Raw genomic sequence first — 22,073 nt, 5'->3', positions numbered from 1 at the left:
CCTATTTAGGAACTAAAATATAAGTGTAGCAGGAATATAGGCTTATGCTGGCTGGTGGTGAAAACTAAAACGCCAGCGTGTTGGCTGGCGTTTATCGGTAGGGTTTAGTTAGCTTTTAACCACTTCACAAATTGGCGTGCATCACTAGCCTTTTGGAAGATGGCATTTTTTAAGCCCTGCGTGTCACTAAAAATTACACGCTGTTTATTTACCGAGATTGATTGCACTGGATGTGCGATCTGGATCAAAGATCCGTTGTATTTATATGACATAATAAAACTCACTTTTTCTTTTGTCTGTGTCTGTAGAGCTTTAATAGGCATTTAAAAAATACAGACCGACATTTGTTGTCTTGCTAACAGTGTTGACTAAGTTTGTGACAGTTTGGTGATAATTTGAAAATTCATCAAAATGTTATTTAGCGAACAAGCTGCAAGTATTTATACGAATATGCGGGAATTACTGGATCAAGGTAAGGGGTTAACCGCGTGGTTTCTAAAAACCAGACAATCAGAATACTTTAAGAATCAATTAAGCGCAAGGTTTATTTTTTAAACATCAAAAATAATCTCTGGATGTTTAACAGAAACAGGCGTATTGTGATTAGGCACAAAATAACAATAAGAAGTATGCTTATGAATTACCTTTTGGTATCAGATATATTCGGTAAAACAGCGCATTTATCGCTGCTTGCTCAGCAGCTTCGCGGTAAAGTGAGTCTTTGTGACCCTTACATGGGGGAAATTCAGCTTCCCATAAATGAGCAGTTTCAATATCAACATTTTATGGCTCAATGCGGCCATGACAGTTATTTTGAGCTTGTGCATTTAAAAATGGCTACGATTCGTCAGCCAACCACGATTATTGCATTTAGTGCAGGCGCTGCCGCTGTGTGGCGTGCCCAAGCAGAATTAAAAAATTCTTTCATTAAAAAAATCATTGCCTTTTATCCGTCACAAGTTAGACATCATCTTGAGCTTGAGGCTAACGTTCCTTGTCGATTTATTTTTCCTCACAGTGAAGAGCATTTTGATATAAAGCCTGTGATTGCAACATTAAAAAGTAAAGCCACGGTGATCTGTGAAATAGCCGACTATGGTCATGGGTTTATGAACCCGCTATCTGAGAATTTTAATCAGCTCGGCTATCAGCAATTTACCGAACAGCTATTAAAAGAGTGTTGCAACTCAGAACTTGTCCCCAACGATTAAAAAACTGGTCTATAGTCATTACTAAACAACAATATAAGTAATGACTATGACGGACCAAACAAATTACAGCCACTTCTTATCTAACCCGGTTGCTAAACCACCTTGTCGAATGATCAACGCGCAAATGTATGGTTTTTTTGTTGCTGGGTGTGAGCAAAAAATGCAGCGGTATGTTGATGCAACTTTAAACTTACTAGCAACCGAATCAACCTCGTTTAATGTGTTAGGGAGTACTTGTTTACTTACTTTCACTGATATCGAAAAAATTTCTTCATTAACGCCACCGTTTTCAGAGCATGGCTGGATGCAAGAAACCGATATTATTATTTGGCTGCCGGTAGCAAAAATGCAAGATGGTGATATTAGCCATTTATATTGGTATCCGGCATTTATTAGCGTTAATAACATTTATGCCTTAATTAATGGTCGAGAAGCCTGGGGCTACAATAAATACCTCTGTGAATACCAAATGCCAACTGCTGTGAGTGATGCGGGCGCCTTTAGTATCTCTTTAGAATGTTTTGATGTGTTTAACCCAGAGTCTAAATTAGCGATGCATGAGCTATTAACCATTGAGCAAACACAGGCAAGTACCAAGGAAAACTTACTCGATAACTTATCGCAATTTTCTAAACACGTTACAGATTTGTTTGATGCGCAAATTAATGGCATTGATTTATCGCTTCTTAAACAATTATTAGACGGGTTTATTCACCCGCAGATGGATCAGATTTTGTTTAAACAATTTCCCGATGGCCAAGGAGATAAAGCCGTTTATCAAAGCGTGGTTCACTCACCATCGCTAATCAAAAAAATTCATCAATTAAAACTGTTACACAATGATTTTAGCTTGGATGTAAAAGCTCTTGCGAGCTTTCCTTTGAATGACATGTTTGGCATCGCACTTGGCAAACAAGCGGTTCATTTACCTTTTTACGTCAATATGGACTTTGACCAGCTTGGCGCAACACAACTGTTACCAACACAGGGGTAACCATGGGAAAAGAAAAAATCACCATTGTTGGTGGCGGTGTTGCAGCGATGACTGCGGCAGTGTATTTGACCGAGCAAACTAATTGGCAAAGCCAGCGCGAAATTACCGTTTATCAACAGGGTTGGCGCCTTGGCGGTAAAGGGGCGAGTGGCCGAAACGCCCATTTTGGACAGCGAATCGAAGAGCATGGTTTACATGTTTGGTTTGGCGCCTATGTGAATAGCTTTCGCACCTTAGAAGGGGTGTATAACTCACTCAATCGACCTGCTAGTTGTTCATTGGCTACTTGGCAGCAGGCATTTAAACCACACAGTTTTATTGCCTTACAAGAGTTTATTGATAACGAATGGCAAACTTGGCCAATTGATTTTCCTACTGTAGAAGGTAACCCCGCTGATGGCAGCCTAGATATAACAGTGTGGGACTTTGTCACCATGACATTAGCATGGCTAAAAAAATGGACCGAAGGCATTGAGCATGTTTGTCAGCAGCAAGATGCTAAAACCACTTTAGTGACTAAAAAGCCTCGGGATCAATCGTTACTCAAACACATGTATCAAGAAATCAAAGCAGATATTGATACCCATTTAAATGGCGCAAAGCAGTTTATTGATGATATTGAAGCAGGTGCAACTGAAATTGCCTCGAACCCACGAACATTGATAACTCATTTGCTGCAGTTCACCGAAAAGCAGGCCACCCATACAGATAAACAGGCCGATCGACTGGTGATTTGGTATATCGTCAGAAAGTTAAAACGCTGGTTTAAAGATCAAGTTATTGATTTACTGGATGACAACCCAGAGCTACGCAGACTTTATATTTGTGCCGATCTTGCGATTGCAATGCTCACAGGACTGATTAAAGACAAAGTATATCGCGAAGGTTTTGGTGTCATTAACTGCTACGATTTTCGTCAGTGGCTCGAAAAAAATGGTGCTAACAAAACTTACAGTGTCGATTCAGCGCCTGTGCGTGGCTTTTATGATTTGGTGTTCGCTTACCCGAAAGGTGACTTTAGTAAACCCAATGTTGAAGCCGGCGTTGCCGCCCTTGCCATGTTACGTATAGGCCTTTGCTATAAAGGCGGCGTGATGTGGAAAATGCAAGCAGGCATGGGCGATGTCATTTTCGGGCCAATTTATGAGCTTTTAAAGCAGCGCGGCGTTAAGTTTAAGTTTTTCCATCAGTTAACTAACTTATCTGCTGGGCAAACTGACCAAGGTGAGCCGCTGGTAAGTGAGATTGAGCTTCGCCAACAGGTCAGTTTAGTTGGTCAAGATTATGATCCGCTCATTGATGTAAAGCAACTGCCATGCTGGCCAAGTGAACCCCTGTATGAGCAAATCAGCCCTGAACAAGCGCACTTATTACAAGAATATCAGATTAATTTAGAGTCATTTTGGAGTAATTGGCCCGAGGTGTACCAAGAGCATTTTAGTACCCCATTGCCAACAGTGACGCTTCGCCATGGTATTGACTTTGATACGCTTATTTTAGGTGTATCGGTTGCCTCACTTGAACACGTTGCCTCTGAACTTTTAGCTGTAGATTACGCGCTATCCCAACAAGCAATAAAAGTGCAAAGTGTGGCGACTCAGGCTTGCCAAGTATGGTTGAATAAAACCGACCCACAACTTGGCTTTACGCATACTAATGCTGCTCACGAAGGGCCAATTTTAAGTGGCTTTGTCGAGCCGTTTGATACCTGGGCCGCAATGGGCAACTTGCTCGATAAAGAAGATTGGCCAAGTGACAACTCACCAGTTAATGTTGCCTATTTTTGCAGTGCGTTTAGCTGCGAAAAATACCCTCCTGCCAGTGCACATCAATTCCCAGAGCAAATGAAAGCCGAAGTAAAATTGAATATGCATAATTTGTTTAGCTCAGATATGCGGCCACTTTGGCCTGAAGCCTATATTGATAACAAGTTTGATTGGCAGGTTTTTTACAGTGATCCGCATAGCATTTTACCTGTACTAGAACAGCAATATTGGCGCGTAAATGTCGATCCCAGTGAGCGCTATGTCCTATCTGTAGTTGATTCGAGTAGATACCGCCTTGCTACAGATGGCAGTCAGTTTGTTAATTTGCGCATTACTGGTGACTGGATAAAAACAGGGGTTAATGCAGGCTGTGTTGAGGCTGCTGTGATGGCCGGTATGCAAACAGCCCGGGCACTATGTGGTTGGCCAAACGAAATCAGCGGAGAGCATGCATTCGAAAAAGGTTAGTGTGAGCAAAGTTGTAAATAAGTATGCGTATAAGCCATGAATTTTCATGATTTATATGCGACTTTAATCTATTGTTTGGTCTATACTTACCACTAAATTACAACAATTTAACAAGTTTCCCTCTTTTAAGGTCTAAAAGCCAATGAAGCGTCCTTTTCTTAAAGATCCAAAGTTTATGATGTTGTCGAGCTCAAGCTTGGCGGCATGTGTAATGGCAAGCGCTGTTGCACAAGGAGCTGAGACTGATAAAGACATGGAAGTTATTAGCGTTTATGCACAAAAGCGTCCGCAAGCAATTGAAGACGTAAGTGTAGCGGTAAGCCAAGTGGATGGCGAAATTTTAAAAGCTCAGCATTTTAAAGATTCAACTGAAATTGGTTTGTTTGCGCCAAACGTTAAAATTACCCAAAACGCCGCAGAAGGGACGCCTCCGGCTGTGAGTATTCGCGGGGTGGGGTTACTTGATTATAATACGGCGAACACTTCACCTGTTGCCATGTATCTTGATGGCGTTGCGGTGGGGTCTGCCAATAATCAAATTGTTAACTTGTACGATATTGAACAACTCGATATTTTACGCGGCCCGCAGGGTACCTTGTTTGGTCGTAATTCTACCGGTGGTGCAATACTTATACGCTCAAATCGCCCTGAGTTTGATAGCTATGGCTCGCTAACATTAGGTGCTGCCAATAACAACGCCACCAGCATCGATGGTATGTGGAACCAGCAACTCTCAGACTCCAGCGCAATGCGTATTGCTGTTAACTATCAAGACTACGAATATTCAACAAAAAATACTTATGCAGACTCACCAACAGCAGGCATGGAGCAAAAAAATGCCCGTGTGTCTTTTTTGTCTGAGTGGGATGACGTTGATCTTTACCTGCAAGCACATATTGAAGATTGGGATGGTATTGCCCAGCCAGTTGGCAGTATTGGTATTGTCGCGAACCCTTTAACGGGTGAGCTGTGTTCACCAGCAGATGCGGGCTCAACACACTGTTTTGATAACTTTGGTTTTAATGATGGCAGTGATGACTTCTTTGCTGTGAGCGTCAATAACGACTCACCTCATAAATCTGATGGTTATGGCTTTATTGCTGAAGTGAATTGGCATTTAAACGAGCAAAGTACTTTTACCTCGCTTTCGAGCTTTAACGACTTAGAAAGAAGCCATGCTTTTAACTGCGATGGCTCGCCAGCTCGTTTGTGCGAAGGAGTATTAGGGTTAGATACCCAACTATTCAGCCAAGAATTCAGGTTATTAAATGAACTTGCTGATTACACACTAACCAGTGGTGTTTATTTTGCAGATGAGACGATTGAGCAAGATAATTTAAATGATATTTTGCGTGATTTCCGGGGTATTTTACCGACAAATTTAACCGCGACCTTTATCTACGATAACGAAATCAAGATGCAAAATTTGGCTGTATTTAGCCAAATTGAAGTGCCTGTCGCAGATAGATGGATGATCACAGCCGGTCTTAGATATGACTATGAGTCACTTGAGTATGACTCAATCGCCACGTTAAATGCGGTGGTTGATGTGAATGACTTAGACGGAGTGCTTGTACCATTTTATCGCGTTACCGATGAGCAATCAGACAATGGCTTTACTGGCCAATTTGCAGTTAATTATCGCTATTCAGATGCAAGCAATCTTTATTATCGTTTTGCTAATGGTAGTAAAAGTGGCGGTTATAACGGCGGCTTTTTGTCATCTGAAGAACAAGCAATCTTAGCAAACTACGGCAAAGAGCGCTTAAATGCCCATGAAGCTGGCTTAAAGTCGTTCTGGCCTGGGAAGCAACTTAGAATGAATTGGGCGGCGTTTTACTATGACTATAACGACCAACAAGTGTTTATGAACCAAGCGTCAGAAACACCGCAAATGCCACCTGTACAATTACTTGAAAATGTTGCTGATTCAACTATTTACGGTCTTGAAACTGAAATCAATTACCAAGCAACTAAGCAATTATCCATGCTACTTTCAGTTGGCTATATCCCTCATGCTGAGTTTGAAGAATACGTTGACCCACTTGGCAATAGTATTACCGATAACCAACTACCATTTACCTCTAAATGGAATGTATCAGCGGGGTTAAAATACGATACCAGCTTGGCGTCGTATCCGTTATCGGCCAATATTATTTACGATTACCAGTCTGAGTTTTATTTTGATCAGAACATGAACCCTTATGCCCGCCAAGACGGCTTTAGCATTGTTAATGCGCATCTAAAATATGATGTTGATAATTGGTCATTTACTTTATGGGGCAAAAATTTATTTGATACTGAATATAGCCAGTTAAAGTTCGATTTAAGTTCGTTCCTAGGCATGCTTGAAGACTTTAAAGGGGAAGGGCGTCGCTATGGTTTTGATGTTTCACTGCAATTCTAGTCGTTGCCATCTCCAAAATGGTACAGGGGTTTTGTGAATGCGGTTAAAGCTGTATTTAAGTACTCTGCTGTTTTTATTGCTATTAAGTGTTGCGGCAAATGCACAAGATACGTTTGTCTACACTGATGCTGTTGCTGATCAAAACCTTCATGATGTCGGAGAAGTGTTTACGGCAAACGATAATATGTTTCCGCAATCGGTGGCTGCGATTGATGCTTGGCGAGCCAACAAAAAACCGCAATCTCGAATAAGTTCTGTCGGCGGTAGTTATTGGTTAATTGTTGAAATTGAAAATCAAAGTGATATCGAAGATTTAGTGCTCTATCCGTATAACACCTTGGTTTCGAAAATAGAAAGCCGCATTTACGATATAACTGACCCAACAGCCCCCATACAGCACTTTGTAACAGGTGGGGTCGAGCCAAATCAATTTGCTTTTCACTATGGTAATCGCTTATCTCTTGAAAAAGGTAAGCACTATACGCTTATTACTTATTTTGAGAGTGATTACTTTTATACTCCTGCAAAGCTGGTATTAACGCCTTATCAAGATTATTTTCAGAACATAACCGTCGAAAATATGATCATGATGCTCTGCTTTGGGGTGGGTATTGCACTTGGTTTGTATAACTTATTGATTTACTTGGTTTCTCGTGATGTCACACACCTGTATTACGCATTGTTTACTGCATCTTGGGTGTTTGCTTGGAGCCACTTTTTCCATATTTCGGATCAGCTGTTTGGTTACTATAATCCTCATCTTCATTGGCTCGGCTTTGCGCTCACACCTTTAACCAATATTCTGTTTTACAACAACTTACTTAAACTCAAAGAAACATTTCCGAAACTGGCGCAATTATCTCTGACGGTGGGTGTAATCGCCACTTTGGGTATTCCGTTTTGTATTTTATGGCCAAGCTTTGGTTTTTATTGGTCAACGTTAGTGACGGGTGTTGCTTTATGTTTAGGCTTATACATAGGTATTCGCTGTATGCTCATTGGCTTTAAGCCAGCACGCTATTTTGTGCTGGCTTACATTGCCATGATGCTCCCGAATATGGTGGGTAATTTAACTAATTTAGGTTTACTGCCAGCTACCTCCATTAATTTATATTTATTGGGTTTGATAGGCACAGCCATGGACGCTATGTTGTTGGCTTTTGCTGTTGCCGATAAGTTTAGGTTGCTTCACGATGACAACGTAGAGCTCAACAAAAATCTAGAAGAAAAAGTCCATCTAAGAACGTTGGAGCTTGAAGAACTCGCCTCTGAGCTTCGCGATGCTAATGAAGCTAAAAGCCGCTTTTTAGCGAATATCAGTCATGAAATTCGTACCCCAATGACATCAATCATTGGCTATGCAGATGGCATTATGCTCGGGGATATTAAGCCTCACGAGCGCAACCATGGGATTGGGGTTATTTTGCAAAATAGCCGCCATGTACTGGGACTAATTAACGATATACTCGATATGTCGAAAATTGAAGCCAACAAGCTAGAGATTGATTTAGTCGAAACAGATTTGTTTGCTACGATTGCCAATATTGAGTCACTTATTGGCAAGCAAATCCGTGATAAAGGCTTAAAGTTCAGTGTTGACTATCAGTTCCCATTGCCAGACTACGTTATTACCGATCCGAGTCGTTTAAGGCAAATCTTATTAAACCTAACAACCAACGCCCTCAAATTCACCCAAGTCGGGCGTATAACTTTAACGGTGAGCTGTCATAACGATAAGTTGTCGATAAGCGTTAAAGACACAGGTATTGGCATGACAGATAAAGAGCAACAAGCCTTGTTTAGTGCGTTTTATCAAGCGGATTCAAGTATTTCTCGCCAGTATGGCGGTACCGGGCTTGGACTTAATATTTCAAAGAGCCTCGCCAAAAAATTGGATGGGGATATTAGCGTTAAAAGTAATGTCGGCTCTGGCAGTGAGTTTATTTTCACTATGTCGGTGTACACCACAGATAATACACGTTGGCTTAATGATATGAGCGAAGTGAAGCTCGTTGAAACCTCACCGTTTAGTAAGCTTGATGCACCAGAGAACTTAAAGGGCAGAGTGTTACTTGCCGAAGACCACCCAGACAACCGACGTTTAATTGCGCGAATATTAGAGCGTATGGGGCTGACAGTGATAACCGTTGAAAATGGTAAAGACGCAGTGCAAGCAACCCTCGAAGACAGCTTTGATCTTATTTTGCTTGATATTCAAATGCCCATTATGGACGGTCAAGAAGCATTAAAAATGATGCAAGCAACGGGAGTGAGTGCGCCTATCATTGCACTGACAGCGAATACCATGAAGCATGAAATTGCCCGTTATATGAAGCAAGGCTTTAATGATTTAATCGCCAAACCAATTGATAGAAACGCGTTTAGCCATAAAATTGCCAGTTACTTAGATTGCGATGAGTTAGCCGATATCAAGTTACCTGAAAAAGAGTTTCAGGCACTTAAAGATGACTACATAAAAGGTCTGGAAGAACAGTATCGAGAAATGCGCGAGCAATACAAAAAGATGGATATTGACGGATTAAGCAGAAATGTTCATATGCTTAAAGGCGCTGCGAACATGTTCGAATGTGAAACGCTTTATGTTAAGGCGGTTGCCGTTGATGCTGCGCTTAAAAAAGATACCGTCACGCTCGATACGCAGCTTATTGCATCCTTATTTTGTGCCATGCAAGACGAGATTACCAAGGTAACGCATTGATTGCTTGAATAGCGGCTATTTCTTTGTAAGCACAGACAAATTAGCTATTTCTTGATATTAATATTATTAAAACACCTTGCTGGGAAGGCATGATGCAGTATCAACATATTTCAGTCCCCTCGAATGGCGCGCAAATTACTATCGATAGTAAGGGTCAATGGCATATTCCTGATAACCCGGTTATTGCTTACATTGAAGGCGATGGTGTGGGTCAAGATATCAGCCCGGTAATGCGTGATATTGTTGATGCTGCAGTGAGTCAGGCTTATCAAGGCGATAAACAAATACATTGGATGGAAGTGTTCAATGGCGAAAAAGCAGCCGCGCTTTACGATGGCGACTGGTTCCCGCAAGAAACCCTGCATGCAGTTCGGCAGTATAAAATTGCTATCAAAGGGCCGCTAACAACCCCTCTTGGCGGTGGTTTTCGCTCTTTAAATGTCGCTCTTCGTCATGAGATGGACTTATTCGTTAATATGCGGCCCATTCGCAGTTATCCGCATTTACCATCACCTTTAAAAGAGCCTGAAAAAACCCAAATCACAGTAATACGCGACAGCTCTGAAGACGTTTACTCAGGCATTGAGTGGCAGGCTGGCAGTATTGACAACGAACGTATGCTTGATTTCTTGTGCCAAGAAATGGGTGTCACCCGACTTCGTTTTGATAACCAATGCGGTATTGGTATTAAAAATAGCTCGAAAGAGGCGGCAGAGCGACTAATGCGTTACGCCCTTAACTTTGCCCTTAAAGAGCACAGTGAATCACTGACTGTGGTGCACAAAGGCAATGTACTTAAATTTACCGATGGCGCCTTTAAACGCTGGGCATTTGCCCTTGCAGAGCAAGAGTTTAACGCTGTAGCGCACGAAAATGGTCGTTGGTTAGTGATCAAACGTGACGAGCAAGATGATTTAATTATCAAAGAAGTCATTGCCGATAACATGCTACAACAAGCGCTGCTCACCCCAGAGCAATTTGATGTGGTGGTAACAACCAATCAAAACGGCGATTACTTAGCTGATATGCTAACCGCACAAGTTGGTGGGGTAGGTATTATGCCTGCGGCAAACTTAAATAATGAAGTGGCCTTTTTCGAACCGACTCATGGCACATTTAATCGCATCGCCGGAGAAGACACTGCAAATCCAACAAGCAGTATTTTAAGTGCGGTCATGATGCTACGTTTTATGGGCTGGCACGAAGCGGCGAATAAAATAGAAAAAGCCCTAGAGCAGACGCTTAGCGCAAATGAAATGACGTTTGATTTGGCGAACCTAGTAGCCGATGCGACGATGCTTAGTTGCAGTGATTTTGCAAAAAGCATCATCGCGCGAATAAGTAACTCAAATAATGAACCATATTAAGCGGCATTGGCGCTTTTAACTGCGTAGACACATGGTTTACCTGTTAACTGTGCTGCAAGTTGGTAAATGTGCTCTGCACCTGGCTCATTGCTTGTCATGCCTGTTAATGTATCCATTAACGCAACCACTAAAATAGCTGGTACTTGGCAGCAGTATTCATCTAGCACTGCAGTTGTTGTTTGTGCATCAACATGACAATGCGGGTGAGTACGTACTGTGCTATACGCTTTTAACAGTGTCTCTGCTTGTAAAACATCATCATCTTGATGTTTGGTTTTACGGCATTGGCAACCAAACTCATCAACCATCGTTGCTAGTGTTTGGTAAATCTCATCGCAGGCTAAATCACTTTTTTTACAAAGCTGCTGCTCGATGAATGAGTGTAATTGACCATTGATGTAAAGGCCGTCTTGTTGAGTGAATTGCGCTGAAGTTTCCATAATCATTTTCTCTTTGTTTATGTGCTTAACTTCACTCTAGCCCTTCACTCATTATTAATGAAATTGTTGTTTTCAATAACTGATATTGATTTTATCAATATTATGCTGTTTTTAGCGATCAGCCACGGTACTGGCAAAGGCAAGTAGCTCTCTGCGCAGCCATTGGTGCGGGTTTGCGTGATGTAGTAAAGGGCTCCATAACATTTTTACTTCAATAGGCACGATTTGAAATGGCACTGGACTTATTACCAAATCAGTGTGTTTTGCTAATAACATCGCTTGTCGACGGGGCAATGTGGCGATAAGTTTTGGTGATTGGCACAGCAAGCTTGCCACCATGTAATGGCGGGTGAATACGCGAATATTGCGGGTTTGTTCTAGTTGCCATAATGCCTCATCGACCCAGCCGAGTTTTTGGCTGCCTGATTTATTTGTTACAGCCGCCTCAACGCCCCAACCAGCTCGATTCACCCAAATGTGTTCTTGATCAAGGTAGCCTTCAAGGTTTTGCTGTTGCAAGTAAGGGTTGTCTGGGTGTGTTAAGCAGCAGTAATTATCTCGCCAGACACTGGCTTGGTGAAATGAGCGGGGCAGGCCGTTAAAGCGATTAATGGCAAGGTCGATGGTGCCTTTTTCCATATCTTGAAGGTTAACATCGCTTGGGCTCAAAATATCAAAATTAAGCCCCGGATTCTTTGCAAGCTGCTGGGTGATAAACGGCGCAATAAGGGTTGATTCAAGGTAGTCGTTTGCCATGATCCGAAACGTAATATTGGCTGTGCTCGGGTCGAATACCTCACTAGGCTGAGTAATTTCCTCAGCCATTTTTAATAGTGATTCTATTTCAGGTTTGAGGCTGAGCGCTTTTGCAGTTGGCGTCATTGTGCCAGCGGCTCTCACTAATAATGGATCATCAAATAAATCACGCAAACGTTTAAGAGCATTACTCATTGCAGGTTGAGTCAAAGCTAGTTTATTAGCGGCTTTAGACACACTTTGTTCATCAATGAGGACATTTAAATACACCAATAGGTTGAGGTCGACGTGCCTAATATTCATTTGATCAATCTTATTTATTATCTTTATTAATTACCTAAATTAAAGCGCGCTTGCTATTGTGTGTAAACAAGGCGACTAAAATAATCAGCATAAGCGATAAAAATAATGCCACAGCAAAGTTCACATTTGGCTGTTAAATCACACAGCGAACAGTTAAATCAGGTCGTAGCGACTAAGCTTGCCCGTGCAGTGTATGCTGGCTTTGAGGCTATGTTTGCAGAGTTTTTAAATATTACCCTCGGTGCACAAAGTCGTTTTGAACAGCGCCAGTGGCATCAAGTTCAAGGGGCTATGAAATCGCGATTGCAAGTTTACGAAGGGCAAGTAAAAAAGGTAAGCCAAGCGGTAAAAATTATTGCTTATAGCGAAGTAGACGACCCAGCGCTTTGGTTATTAGCCAAACAAATATACGCAGAAATGGTGCAAAGCCATGAAAACCAGCCCATTGCTCATACCTTTTTTAACTCAACCTTCGGTGCAATTTGGGACTCACGAAAAATTCGCAATGTGCACTTGTTTGTACTGAAAGCACGATATCAACTGGGGCCAAGACCCTTTGATTCATTGGTTAGCCGCATTTCCCTGCAAAATGGCTTTGAAAGTGCGATTAGTAGCTTGATCAAGCGGCATGTGTTTCGCTCACAATACGCTGATTTTACTGATGATGTTGCCATGTTACAGCGCACCTTGATTGCTGGAGCGAAACAACAATGCCCACAAGTTTATGAGCTGCTAGCACTTAACGACGGTTATATTGAATACGCTAATTCATTGTTTTTCAGAAATAAAGCCTGTTACATCATAGGCCGCTGTATTGCTAAAAATGGCGATAACATGCCATTTGCGATTGCGCTATTAAACAGTGAAAAAGGTTTGCACATTGATGCTGTGATGATGGGAGCTGATCAACTCAGCTTGTTGTTTGGCTTTGCGCGTACTTATTTTATGGTCGACACTGACCAACCCGCCCGTTACGTAGATTACCTCAGTGTTTTAATGCCTCATAAGCAACGTTTTGAGCTGTTTAATGCCATAGGCTTTATCAAACACGCGAAAACCGAGTTTTATCGTTATAAAGTTGATACCACCCGCAATAGCCCCGTTGACGATAAGTACACACTTGCGCCGGGTACGCCGGGCATGGTGATGCTGGTATTTACCACCCCAGGCTCAGATTATGTGTACAAGGTAATAAAGGATAAATTTAGTGCGCCAAAAACGGCCACCAAACAACAAGTAATGGCCAAGTACGACTTTGTTAAACAAGCCGACCGAGTAGGCCGGCTAGTTGATACACACGAATTTCGTTATTTAGCGTTTGATTTAAGCCGATTTAGTGATGAGCTTATACAAATAATGCAGCAGCAAATTGGCGATAGCTTAGTGATCTCGGGTAATGCACTTATTTTGCGCCATGTTTATGTAGAGCGTAAAATGACGCCGCTTAATTTGTATATCAACGAATGTGATGAGCGAAAACTGCAGCAAGTAATGGTTGATTACGGTAAAGCGATAAAAGAGCTTGCGGGGGCTAATATTTTCCCCGGTGATATGCTGATGAAAAACTTTGGTGTAACCCGTTGGGGAAGAGTGGTTTTTTATGACTACGATGAAATTTGCCCGATGACAGAGTGTCAATTTAGAGAGCTGCCAAAAACCGATGACTCATTAGATGAACTCAGTAGCGAAAGCTACTTTGATATCGCCGAAAACGACATATTTCCCAGCCAGTTTAAAGTGTTTTTTAGCGCTAATAAGCGAGCGTTTGAGCACTTTAATGCTGCGCATCAAGATATTTTCACTGCCACAATGTGGCAGCAATTACAAGCTGTGATAAACGATGGGCAATTGCTTGATGTTTATCCTTATAAGCAGTCTTGGCGCTTTTCGTCGATGAGAGCTCAAATGAAAAAATCTCAACCGATAACAGTTTAATAGGAACATAGTGTTAGCGTATGCTATTGAAAAAATTGCTAAGGAACGCACTATGAAAAACACACTGTTATTATCGAGTTTATTTATTTCGTCTATGGTAAGCGCCAATCCGTTATTAGGTAGCTGGCAATTTGTTGAAGGCAAATATGCAACCAATGACGGCTATGTGACGGCAAAAGCGCCAGAAATAACCTCAGTTAAACTGATTACACCCAGTCATTTTAGCTATATCACCCAAAAGCAAGGCAACTTTCATTACGCTGGTGGCGGCAAATATGTTTTGCAAGACCAGCAATTTATCGAGACTTTCTCCTATGGTAATGTACCTTCACTACTTGGTAAGACCATGGCATTTGATTACAAAATAAAAGGTGACTTGTGGCACCACACCTTGTATGAAAATGGCAAATTAGTCGAAGCTGAGATCTGGCAACGAATTAAATAGAAGGTGATATGCGTTATATTAAGCACGAAGACTCACAGTTACATTTTGCGCAAACAGATAAACCAGTTCTAAAAGATAACGAAGTTCTTATTGCTGTTGCAGCAATCGGCGTTAATCGGGCAGATTGTTTACAGCGACAAGGTAAATATCCTGCGCCCAAAGGTGACAGTGAAATTCTAGGGTTAGAATGTGCCGGTACCATTGTTGAGCAAGGTAGTGCAGTATCGGGAGATTGGCTTAATAAACGTGTTTTTGCCTTGTGTGCGGGCGGTGCTTACAGCGAGTATGTTGCCGTTGATGCTGCGCAAGTGATGCCTTTACCAGATGAAATGACAATGGCCCAAGGCGCTGCAATCAGCGAAGTTTACTTAACGGCATTTTCTGCCTTGTTTCAATTTGGTCAGCTCAAAGCGGGGCAAACGGCACTGATCCATGCGGGAGCAAGTGGTGTCGGTGGGGCGGCAATTCAAATGGCAAAACGTGCGGGTGCTCAAGTGGTGATCACCGCAGGCAGTGATGAAAAGTGTGAACATGCCAAGCAGCTTGGCGCAGACCACACCATTAATTATAAAACCACTGATTTTGTAGAATACTTCAAAGCCAATAATTTACAGGCCAATACCATTGTTGATCCTGTCTCAGGAAGCTATTTAAATAAAAATGCTGCCGTTGCAGCAATAGATTGCCAAATTGTGATGTTAGCGTTTTTAGATGCGCGCTTTGCTGAGGTTGACTTTGCGAGGCTACTTAGTAAGCGCATATCATTTCATGCATCAACTTTGCGTAATCGTTCAATTGAATTTAAACGTGATTTAAAAGAGCAGTTTATATCGCGCTTTTATGATGACTTGGCTAACGGGCTGTTCGATTGCAATATCTATAAAACCTTAAATTGGCAAGAGGCCAATGAGGCGCACCGCACTTTAGATAACAACGAAAATTCGGGAAAAGTGGTGATGTTAGTTGAATAACAGCAATTTGCCCATATTATTGGTTTTATTAGTAGTTAAAAGTAAAGGTTAATATGAACCCTATTATTGCAATGCTCAAAGAGCACAATGTAAGTGACGAGAAAGTGCGTGAGCTGTTTCAAGCGTTTATGGAAAACCCAATGATGGCAATGGGTCTGGTTCAACAGTTAGGTATTCCACCTGAAAAGCTTCAACAACTGATGGCATTAGTGATGACACAGCCACACCTTATTAAAGAAGCGGCTGAATCAGTGGGTATCAGTGATGATGAAGTTGAGCAAGCCAAAGCGCAGTTCAAAAATCAGCAGTCATAAAATTAAATGATACGAATTTAAAAAAGGTTAGCTCTTTGGCTAACCTTTTTTGTTAATTACTGATACGAAAACACGTCGTCTAGTTTCTTATCAAACAGTTGAGCAATCTTAAAAGCCACCTCGAGCGAGGGTGAATATTTACCTTTTTCAATTGCTACTATAGTTTGCCTTGAAACGCCAACTGCCTCTGCCAATGCTTGCTGAGTCATTTCGTTGTGATGAAATCGAAGTTCCCGAATGGTATTACTGAGCTGTTTTGTCATCTAGCTGTCTCTTCGATATAAATACGCTTTGCTGGCAATAGTAATAATTTCACTGGCTAAAAAACCAATAATAAGAAAGTGCATAATATTATATAGATCAGAAACCTCAGGTAACAGCATGCGTCCAGATACGCGCTCAATTTGCGTCGCTAAAAATACACACATTAAGATAGTTGCAGAGCAGAACCAGTGACCAAGCTTGGCGCTTTTTAGGTCAATGAGCTTGTCGCGCTCATCATCCCCTAAGTTTGCTTCTTTGTGTTTAATACCAGCAAGCACAGATTGTATAATGATCTCTAAGACTACCGCAATTACGAGAAACCTATACAAATAAGACACCATGGTCTCTTGGCTTAGAGCCCCCGCGGCTTGTAGTGAATTAATACCTAACAGGTAATAGCTTAAAAGGCCTATGGTTATCACCAAGGTGCCCCAAATTGTCATTTCTTTGTAGCTCATTTCCTTCCACCCTATGTAAAATATATTTGACTTGGTGTTAAGTAAACTACTCATTGCTTACTGTGTCAAATATTTTTAACATCATGTATGGTATTTTTATCATTGACGTATTTCGTTACATTTAGTTAAGAACTAATTTGTACCGCACAGACTCCTATTGAAACAAACAACAAATAAGGAACAAATATGAACTGGCTTTTGAAGGTATGGAAAAATAATCGCTCATTGATTTTATTTATCTGCTTGATGAGTGTTTTTAGAAGTGCAGTGGCTGATTGGTATGAAGTGCCAACAGGTTCAATGAACCCGACCATCGTTGAAGGAGACCGTATTTTAACGGATAAAATGGCTTATGATCTGCGTGTGCCATTTAGTCATATTTCGATAATGCGTACTGATGAGCCACAAGCCGGTGATATTATTGTATTTGATTCTAAGGCTGCAAATAATCGCTTAATAAAGCGTGTTATTGGCGTGCCGGGCGATACAGTGACTTTAGTCGATAATAAATTGATCATAAACGGTAAAGCACTTGATTACGCATTAACTGATGATAAGCAAGAGCAGCAAACACTCATTGAAAACCTTGCAGGTGTTCAGCACGCTATTCAGGTATCAAAAACGCCTTCGGTGATGCAGCACTTTGCCCCTGTCGTTATTCCCAGCGATATGTATCTAGCGATGGGTGATAACCGTGATAATAGTGCAGACTCGCGAGTGATTGGCTTAGTGCCTCGCAGTGAGTTATTAGGTAAAGCTAAAAGAGTCATAGTGTCACTTGATTATGATGATTATTACTTACCTCGAAAAGAGCGGGTTTTACATGATTTGTACTTAGCGCCTTAGATAAATATCATCCAAAAATTGGCAATTTAGAGTTTTGTGTTTCAATATTAACGACATAAAAATAATAAGCCAAAAGGTAAAGTATGATAAATGATAAGTTTGCGAGATTAATTCGATGTTATTTTTTACTCGTCTTTTCGATTAGCCTTGTTGCATGTGGTTCGAGCTCAAAAAACGAATCTACAAAAGTTGATGACACTAACAGCTCAACACCCGATAAAGGTGTTGGGCTTGTCGATAATAGTGGTAGTGCTGACTATAAAATTATTATCTATGGCAATAGCCATAGCACAAAATTAGGGAGCTTGCTTGAACAGCTCATTTCCAGTGAGTTAACAAATTCTCAAGTCTCAACCCTTACCGTCAGTGGTCGCTTTTTAGATGAGATAGTGAACGCATCAGGCAATGTTGAAAAGCTACAGCAAGACAATTGGAGCCATGCTATTTTTCAAGGTCAAAAGTATTCTCAGTCTGGCTCTGTTAATTATTCTACAAGTGAGGCTGAGCGATTAATTGCCAGTGCAAAAGAGCTGGATATCACGCCCATCTTATTTCCTGAGCATCCGCAGCGAGGCGACAGCAAAGAAGGGGAGCTTGTCTATCAATTGCATTTGTCGATTAGTGAAAAAGAGGCAAGTTGTGTTGCACCAATCGGTTTAGTTTGGGACAAAGCAATTGCGGCATTACCTGAGCTTAATTTTTACAGTTCAGATGGAAATCATGCTTCAGATGCAGGGCACTTACTGACCGCGATGACTTTCTATGAAGTCATAACAGGTGAGCTTGCCGATACCCTAGCTTACAATGCTGCTTTTGCTATTACCGAACAGCAACACCAGCAGTTTGGGCAAATAATTACTCAAGTACTGACTGAGTATCCTGCATGCCCAAGCTCATAAGCTAACTACATTAATCTAAAGCATCCATTAAATACAAAAAAACCGTTGTGCCTAGACACAACGGTTTTTTATAGTAGCTAGTAATTGTGTAATTACATTACACGCATGCCAGGCTCTGAGCCATCATCTGGGTTAAGAATATAAATTTCTTTACCGCCAGGGCCTGCTGCTAATACCATGCCTTCAGACATACCAAAACGCATCTTACGAGGTTTAAGGTTTGCTACCATAACCGTTAGCTTACCTTCGATGTCTTCTGGTGCATACGCAGATTTAATGCCTGCGAATACTTGGCGCGTTTCGCCACCTAAATCTAAAGTTAGTTTTAATAACTTATCTGCGCCCTCAACGTGTTCTGCTTTAGCAATTTTTGCTACGCGTAAGTCAACTTTCGCAAAATCATCAAATTCGATTTCTGGGCTGATAGGTTCTTTTGCTAGTGGGCTGTTTGGATCAATCTTGTCTTTTTCAGCAACTAGGCTTTCTTTTGATTCTTCAATCATTTTGTTTACTTTATCCATTTCAACACGTTGCATTAACGGTTTGAACTTATTAATTGCGTGACCAACAAGCGCAGTTTGCGCGCCTTGCCATGTTAAATCGTCGTTTAAGAAAGCTTCAACGTTTGCAGCCATACCTGGAAGAACAGGTTTTAAGTAAGTGATAAGTACACGGAACATATTTAAGCCAAGTGAACAAACATCGTGTGTTTCTTGTTGTTTTGTTTCGTCTTTAATCAATACCCAAGGCGCTTTAGCGTCGATAAATTGGTTTGCTTTATCAGCAAGTGCCATGATTTCACGAATTGCACGGCTGTAATCACGGTTTTCATAGTGATTTGCGATGCTTGCAGAAGCTGCTTGGAACTCACCTAATAGTGCTTCGTCCATTACGGTGTCGCTAAGCTTACCGTCAAACTTCTTGGTGATGAAACTTGCACAACGGCTTGCGATATTAACTACTTTACCTACTAAGTCAGAGTTAACACGTAGTGCAAAGTCTTCAAGGTTTAAATCAAGGTCAGTGATACCGTTGTTAAGCTTTGCTGCGTAGTAATAACGAAGATATTCAGGATCTAGGTTATCAAGGTAAGTACGCGCTTTAACAAAAGTGCCTTTTGATTTAGACATCTTCGCGCCATTCACAGTTACAAAACCGTGGGCAAATACGTTTGTTGGCTTTCTGAATTTTGCGCCATCTAACATTGCTGGCCAGAATAAGCTGTGGAAATAGATGATGTCTTTACCAATGAAGTGGTAAAGCTCTGCATCTGAGTCTTCGCTCCAGAAGGCATCAAAATCAATCCCTTTTTTGTCGCAAAGGTTTTTAAAGCTCGCCATGTAGCCAATAGGTGCGTCTAACCAAACGTAGAAGTATTTACCCGGTGCACCAGGGATTTCAAAACCAAAATAAGGTGCGTCACGGCTGATATCCCACTGCTGTAGGCCATCTGCAAACCATTCATCTAGCTTGTTCGCCATTTCTTGTTGAATCGTACCTGAGTGTAACCACTCTTTAAGCATGTCTTCAAAAGCAGGAAGGTCGAAGAAGTAATGCTCAGAATCTTTTAAGATTGGCTCAGCACCCGACATAACAGAGCGTGGGTTGATAAGCTCTGTTGGGCTGTAAGTTGCACCACAAGAATCACAGCTGTCACCGTTTTGATCTTCAGACTTACACGTAGGGCAAGTACCTGTTACAAAACGATCTGGTAAGAAGATACCTTTCTCTGGGTCGAAAAGTTGAGAAATAGTATGCTTTTTAATGTGACCCGCTTCATTTAAACGGTTGTAGATTAACTCGCTAAAGTGACGGTTCTCTTCACTGTGCGTGCTGTGATAGTTATCAAACTTAATGTTGAAATCAGCAAAGTCTCGTTGACGTTCAACACTGACGTTTTTAACCATCTCTTCTGGCGTGATCCCTTGCTTTTGCGCATTAAGCATAATTGGTGTGCCGTGAGCATCATCCGCGCAAACATAGTAGGTTTCATGACCTTGTTGTTTTTGGAAACGCGCCCAAATATCAGTTTGGATATATTCTAGTAAATGACCTAAGTGAGTCGGGCCATTGGCATAAGGTAATGCGCTAGTAATCAGGATCTTTCGCTGTGCCATAATCATTCCGAATTGAGATTAGTTCGATGCAAATACGCTCGAATATCATTATTTAATTCATTGTGGGTTGCTTATATACAACCTAAAGCAATGATATTATCTAATTGTCTGGTTTTAATGCCTTGAATGTTACATAATTCCGCAGCACTTTTCATCAAAGAAACGCTAATTTATTGCTATGTTTGGACTGTCAAAACTATTCTCAAGTAAATCGGCTGAAAAAGCACCTATCATTGCTGCCTTAGCCGCCTACCGTAGTAGCGCATTTGCCATTGGCATTGAGCAAGACTGGCTCGAAGAGCTTAATCAAAACAGCGATAAAAGCTGGCAGGTAAAACTTAGCCTACCTTTTGCTGGCATGGGCGAAATCAACGAAATTGAAAAATTTGTCACTGATAAACTATCAATACCTGTGTCAATTAGCGCTCAAGTTAAATTACCTGGCACATATAGTTTTAAGCAAATTAAACATATTGTGCTCGTTGCATCAGGCAAGGGCGGCGTTGGAAAATCAACCACGGCGGTGAATCTTGCCTCAGCTTTAGAGCAAGAGGGTGCCAAAGTGGGTATTCTCGATGCCGATATTTATGGTCCGTCTATTCCACTGCTTCTGGGCCTACAAGGGGCTGAGCCGAAAACAGCCGATAATAAAAACTTACTCCCTTTTGAAGCGCACAACCTCAAAGCGCAATCGATCGGCTTTTTAGTACCAAGCGATGATGCAACCGTTTGGCGAGGGCCAATGGCATCAGGTGCACTTAATCAATTAATGAACGAAACCGCTTGGGGTGAGCTTGATTATCTAATTGTTGATATGCCTCCAGGCACGGGTGATATTCAATTAACCATGAGCCAAAAAGTGCCAGCAAGTGGCGCTGTGATCATTACCACGCCTCAAGATTTGGCTTTAGCCGATGCACAAAAGGGCATTGCTATGTTCAATAAAGTGAATGTGCCCGTGCTTGGTTTAATTGAAAATATGAGCTACTTCTTGTGTGGTCATTGTGGTGAGCCTAATCATGTTTTTGGAAAAGATGGCGCTGTAACATTAGCGCATCGTCATGGCGTGCCTGTGCTTGCTAATATTCCGCTGGCTATTGAAATTCGCGAGAGCTCAGAGCAGGGCGACTTAATTGCCAAAGACAATACGGCTCAGATAAGTGAAACCTACAAAACCGCAGCACGTGTGCTTGCTAGTAGCTTGTATTATCAGCAGTCACAGTCAAGTTCAGTTGAAATCATCATTACCGAAGATTAATGGTAGCAAAAGTATTACAGCTAGACGTTTCAGTTAATAAAGTTGTTTTTAGTGAATTTCTCTTGCTGTGAGGCTACTCACTTACTTTTTTGTTCATGGCTTGTCTTGTTAATCACCTAGACTAAAACAATTTCG

General features: G+C 41.5%; 18 protein-coding genes. 13 read left to right on the top strand and 5 right to left on the bottom strand.

Annotated features, from left to right (window positions below; all coding sequences use genetic code 11):
• Nucleotides 1-635 precede the first annotated feature (635 nt).
• The 6 genes from KQP93_RS10740 (at nucleotide 636) to icd (ending at nucleotide 10,932) form a co-directional block, all read left to right on the top strand.
• Nucleotides 636-1,211 carry a hypothetical protein gene (locus KQP93_RS10740; protein ID WP_217874367.1) on the top strand — a complete coding sequence of 192 codons (576 nt, stop codon included), beginning with the start codon at nucleotides 636-638 and terminating at the stop codon, nucleotides 1,209-1,211.
• Between the two features lie 46 nt (nucleotides 1,212-1,257).
• Nucleotides 1,258-2,205, top strand: a complete 948-nt coding sequence (locus tag KQP93_RS10735) for an acetoacetate decarboxylase (protein WP_217874366.1) — start codon at nucleotides 1,258-1,260, stop codon at nucleotides 2,203-2,205.
• Nucleotides 2,206-2,207: 2 nt separating this feature from the next.
• Complete coding sequence (locus tag KQP93_RS10730; protein WP_217874364.1) at nucleotides 2,208-4,439, top strand: NAD(P)-binding protein; 2,232 nt, start codon at nucleotides 2,208-2,210, stop codon at nucleotides 4,437-4,439.
• 142 nt (nucleotides 4,440-4,581) lie between these two features.
• Nucleotides 4,582-6,846 (top strand): TonB-dependent receptor, encoded by a 2,265-nt coding sequence (locus KQP93_RS10725; protein WP_254907664.1) that lies wholly within the window; start codon nucleotides 4,582-4,584, stop codon nucleotides 6,844-6,846.
• A 37-nt stretch (nucleotides 6,847-6,883) separates the two neighbouring features.
• Nucleotides 6,884-9,565, top strand: coding sequence for a 7TM diverse intracellular signaling domain-containing protein (locus tag KQP93_RS10720; RefSeq protein ID WP_217874362.1), 2,682 nt, complete (start codon nucleotides 6,884-6,886; stop codon nucleotides 9,563-9,565).
• A 92-nt stretch (nucleotides 9,566-9,657) separates the two neighbouring features.
• Nucleotides 9,658-10,932: an NADP-dependent isocitrate dehydrogenase gene (gene icd / locus KQP93_RS10715; RefSeq protein WP_217876774.1), complete on the top strand. Its 1,275-nt coding sequence runs from the start codon at nucleotides 9,658-9,660 to the stop codon at nucleotides 10,930-10,932.
• On the opposite strand, the gene KQP93_RS10710 is transcribed toward icd, so the two are convergent.
• Together KQP93_RS10710 and KQP93_RS10705 are read right to left on the bottom strand one after the other, a co-directional pair.
• Nucleotides 10,929-11,372 carry a hypothetical protein gene (locus tag KQP93_RS10710; RefSeq protein WP_217874360.1) on the bottom strand — a complete coding sequence of 148 codons (444 nt, stop codon included), beginning with the start codon at nucleotides 11,370-11,372 and terminating at the stop codon, nucleotides 10,929-10,931. The genes icd and KQP93_RS10710 overlap by 4 nt on opposite strands.
• Before the next feature lie 111 nt (nucleotides 11,373-11,483).
• Entirely contained in the window at nucleotides 11,484-12,431 is a 948-nt protein-coding gene (locus KQP93_RS10705) for a LysR family transcriptional regulator (RefSeq protein WP_217874359.1), read from the bottom strand.
• Between the two features lie 105 nt (nucleotides 12,432-12,536).
• On the opposite strand from KQP93_RS10705, the gene aceK reads away from it, so the two are divergent.
• From aceK to KQP93_RS10685, 4 genes are read left to right on the top strand one after another with little or no spacing between them, the layout of a single operon-like run.
• Nucleotides 12,537-14,366, top strand: coding sequence for a bifunctional isocitrate dehydrogenase kinase/phosphatase (aceK, locus tag KQP93_RS10700; RefSeq protein ID WP_217874357.1), 1,830 nt, complete (start codon nucleotides 12,537-12,539; stop codon nucleotides 14,364-14,366).
• 52 nt (nucleotides 14,367-14,418) lie between these two features.
• Nucleotides 14,419-14,811 carry a hypothetical protein gene (locus KQP93_RS10695; protein ID WP_054561986.1) on the top strand — a complete coding sequence of 131 codons (393 nt, stop codon included), beginning with the start codon at nucleotides 14,419-14,421 and terminating at the stop codon, nucleotides 14,809-14,811.
• Between the two features lie 8 nt (nucleotides 14,812-14,819).
• Nucleotides 14,820-15,782, top strand: coding sequence for a zinc-binding dehydrogenase (locus tag KQP93_RS10690; protein ID WP_217874356.1), 963 nt, complete (start codon nucleotides 14,820-14,822; stop codon nucleotides 15,780-15,782).
• 53 nt (nucleotides 15,783-15,835) lie between these two features.
• The gene (locus KQP93_RS10685) at nucleotides 15,836-16,096 is read left to right on the top strand and encodes a DUF2999 family protein (protein WP_054561248.1); all 261 of its coding nucleotides are present in this window, start codon (nucleotides 15,836-15,838) and stop codon (nucleotides 16,094-16,096) included.
• Nucleotides 16,097-16,152: 56 nt separating this feature from the next.
• Here the strand turns inward: KQP93_RS10685 and KQP93_RS10680 are convergent, their stop codons facing one another.
• On the bottom strand, nucleotides 16,153-16,359 hold the full coding sequence (locus KQP93_RS10680; RefSeq protein WP_054552938.1) for a helix-turn-helix transcriptional regulator: 207 nt from the start codon (nucleotides 16,357-16,359) through the stop codon (nucleotides 16,153-16,155).
• Nucleotides 16,360-16,818 carry a hypothetical protein gene (locus KQP93_RS10675; protein ID WP_217874355.1) on the bottom strand — a complete coding sequence of 153 codons (459 nt, stop codon included), beginning with the start codon at nucleotides 16,816-16,818 and terminating at the stop codon, nucleotides 16,360-16,362.
• Nucleotides 16,819-17,004: 186 nt separating this feature from the next.
• Here KQP93_RS10675 and lepB point away from each other — a divergent pair, with 186 nt between their 5' ends.
• Nucleotides 17,005-17,664, top strand: coding sequence for a signal peptidase I (gene lepB, locus KQP93_RS10670; RefSeq protein WP_217874354.1), 660 nt, complete (start codon nucleotides 17,005-17,007; stop codon nucleotides 17,662-17,664).
• 83 nt (nucleotides 17,665-17,747) lie between these two features.
• Nucleotides 17,748-18,563, top strand: coding sequence for a hypothetical protein (locus tag KQP93_RS10665; protein ID WP_217874353.1), 816 nt, complete (start codon nucleotides 17,748-17,750; stop codon nucleotides 18,561-18,563).
• A gap of 92 nt (nucleotides 18,564-18,655) precedes the next feature.
• On the opposite strand, the gene metG is transcribed toward KQP93_RS10665, so the two are convergent.
• Nucleotides 18,656-20,680 (bottom strand): methionine--tRNA ligase, encoded by a 2,025-nt coding sequence (gene metG, locus KQP93_RS10660; RefSeq protein ID WP_217874352.1) that lies wholly within the window; start codon nucleotides 20,678-20,680, stop codon nucleotides 18,656-18,658.
• Nucleotides 20,681-20,858: 178 nt separating this feature from the next.
• Between metG and apbC the strand changes: the two genes are divergently transcribed.
• Nucleotides 20,859-21,938 carry an iron-sulfur cluster carrier protein ApbC gene (gene apbC, locus KQP93_RS10655; RefSeq protein ID WP_217874351.1) on the top strand — a complete coding sequence of 360 codons (1,080 nt, stop codon included), beginning with the start codon at nucleotides 20,859-20,861 and terminating at the stop codon, nucleotides 21,936-21,938.
• The last annotated feature ends 135 nt before the right edge of the window (nucleotides 21,939-22,073 follow it).

It is taken from the genome of Pseudoalteromonas shioyasakiensis (assembly GCF_019134595.1).
Classification (GTDB): Bacteria; Pseudomonadota; Gammaproteobacteria; order Enterobacterales; family Alteromonadaceae; genus Pseudoalteromonas; species Pseudoalteromonas shioyasakiensis_A.
The sequence above is the reverse complement of the archived record's forward strand: the minus strand, read 5'-3'. Positions and strand labels throughout refer to the sequence as shown.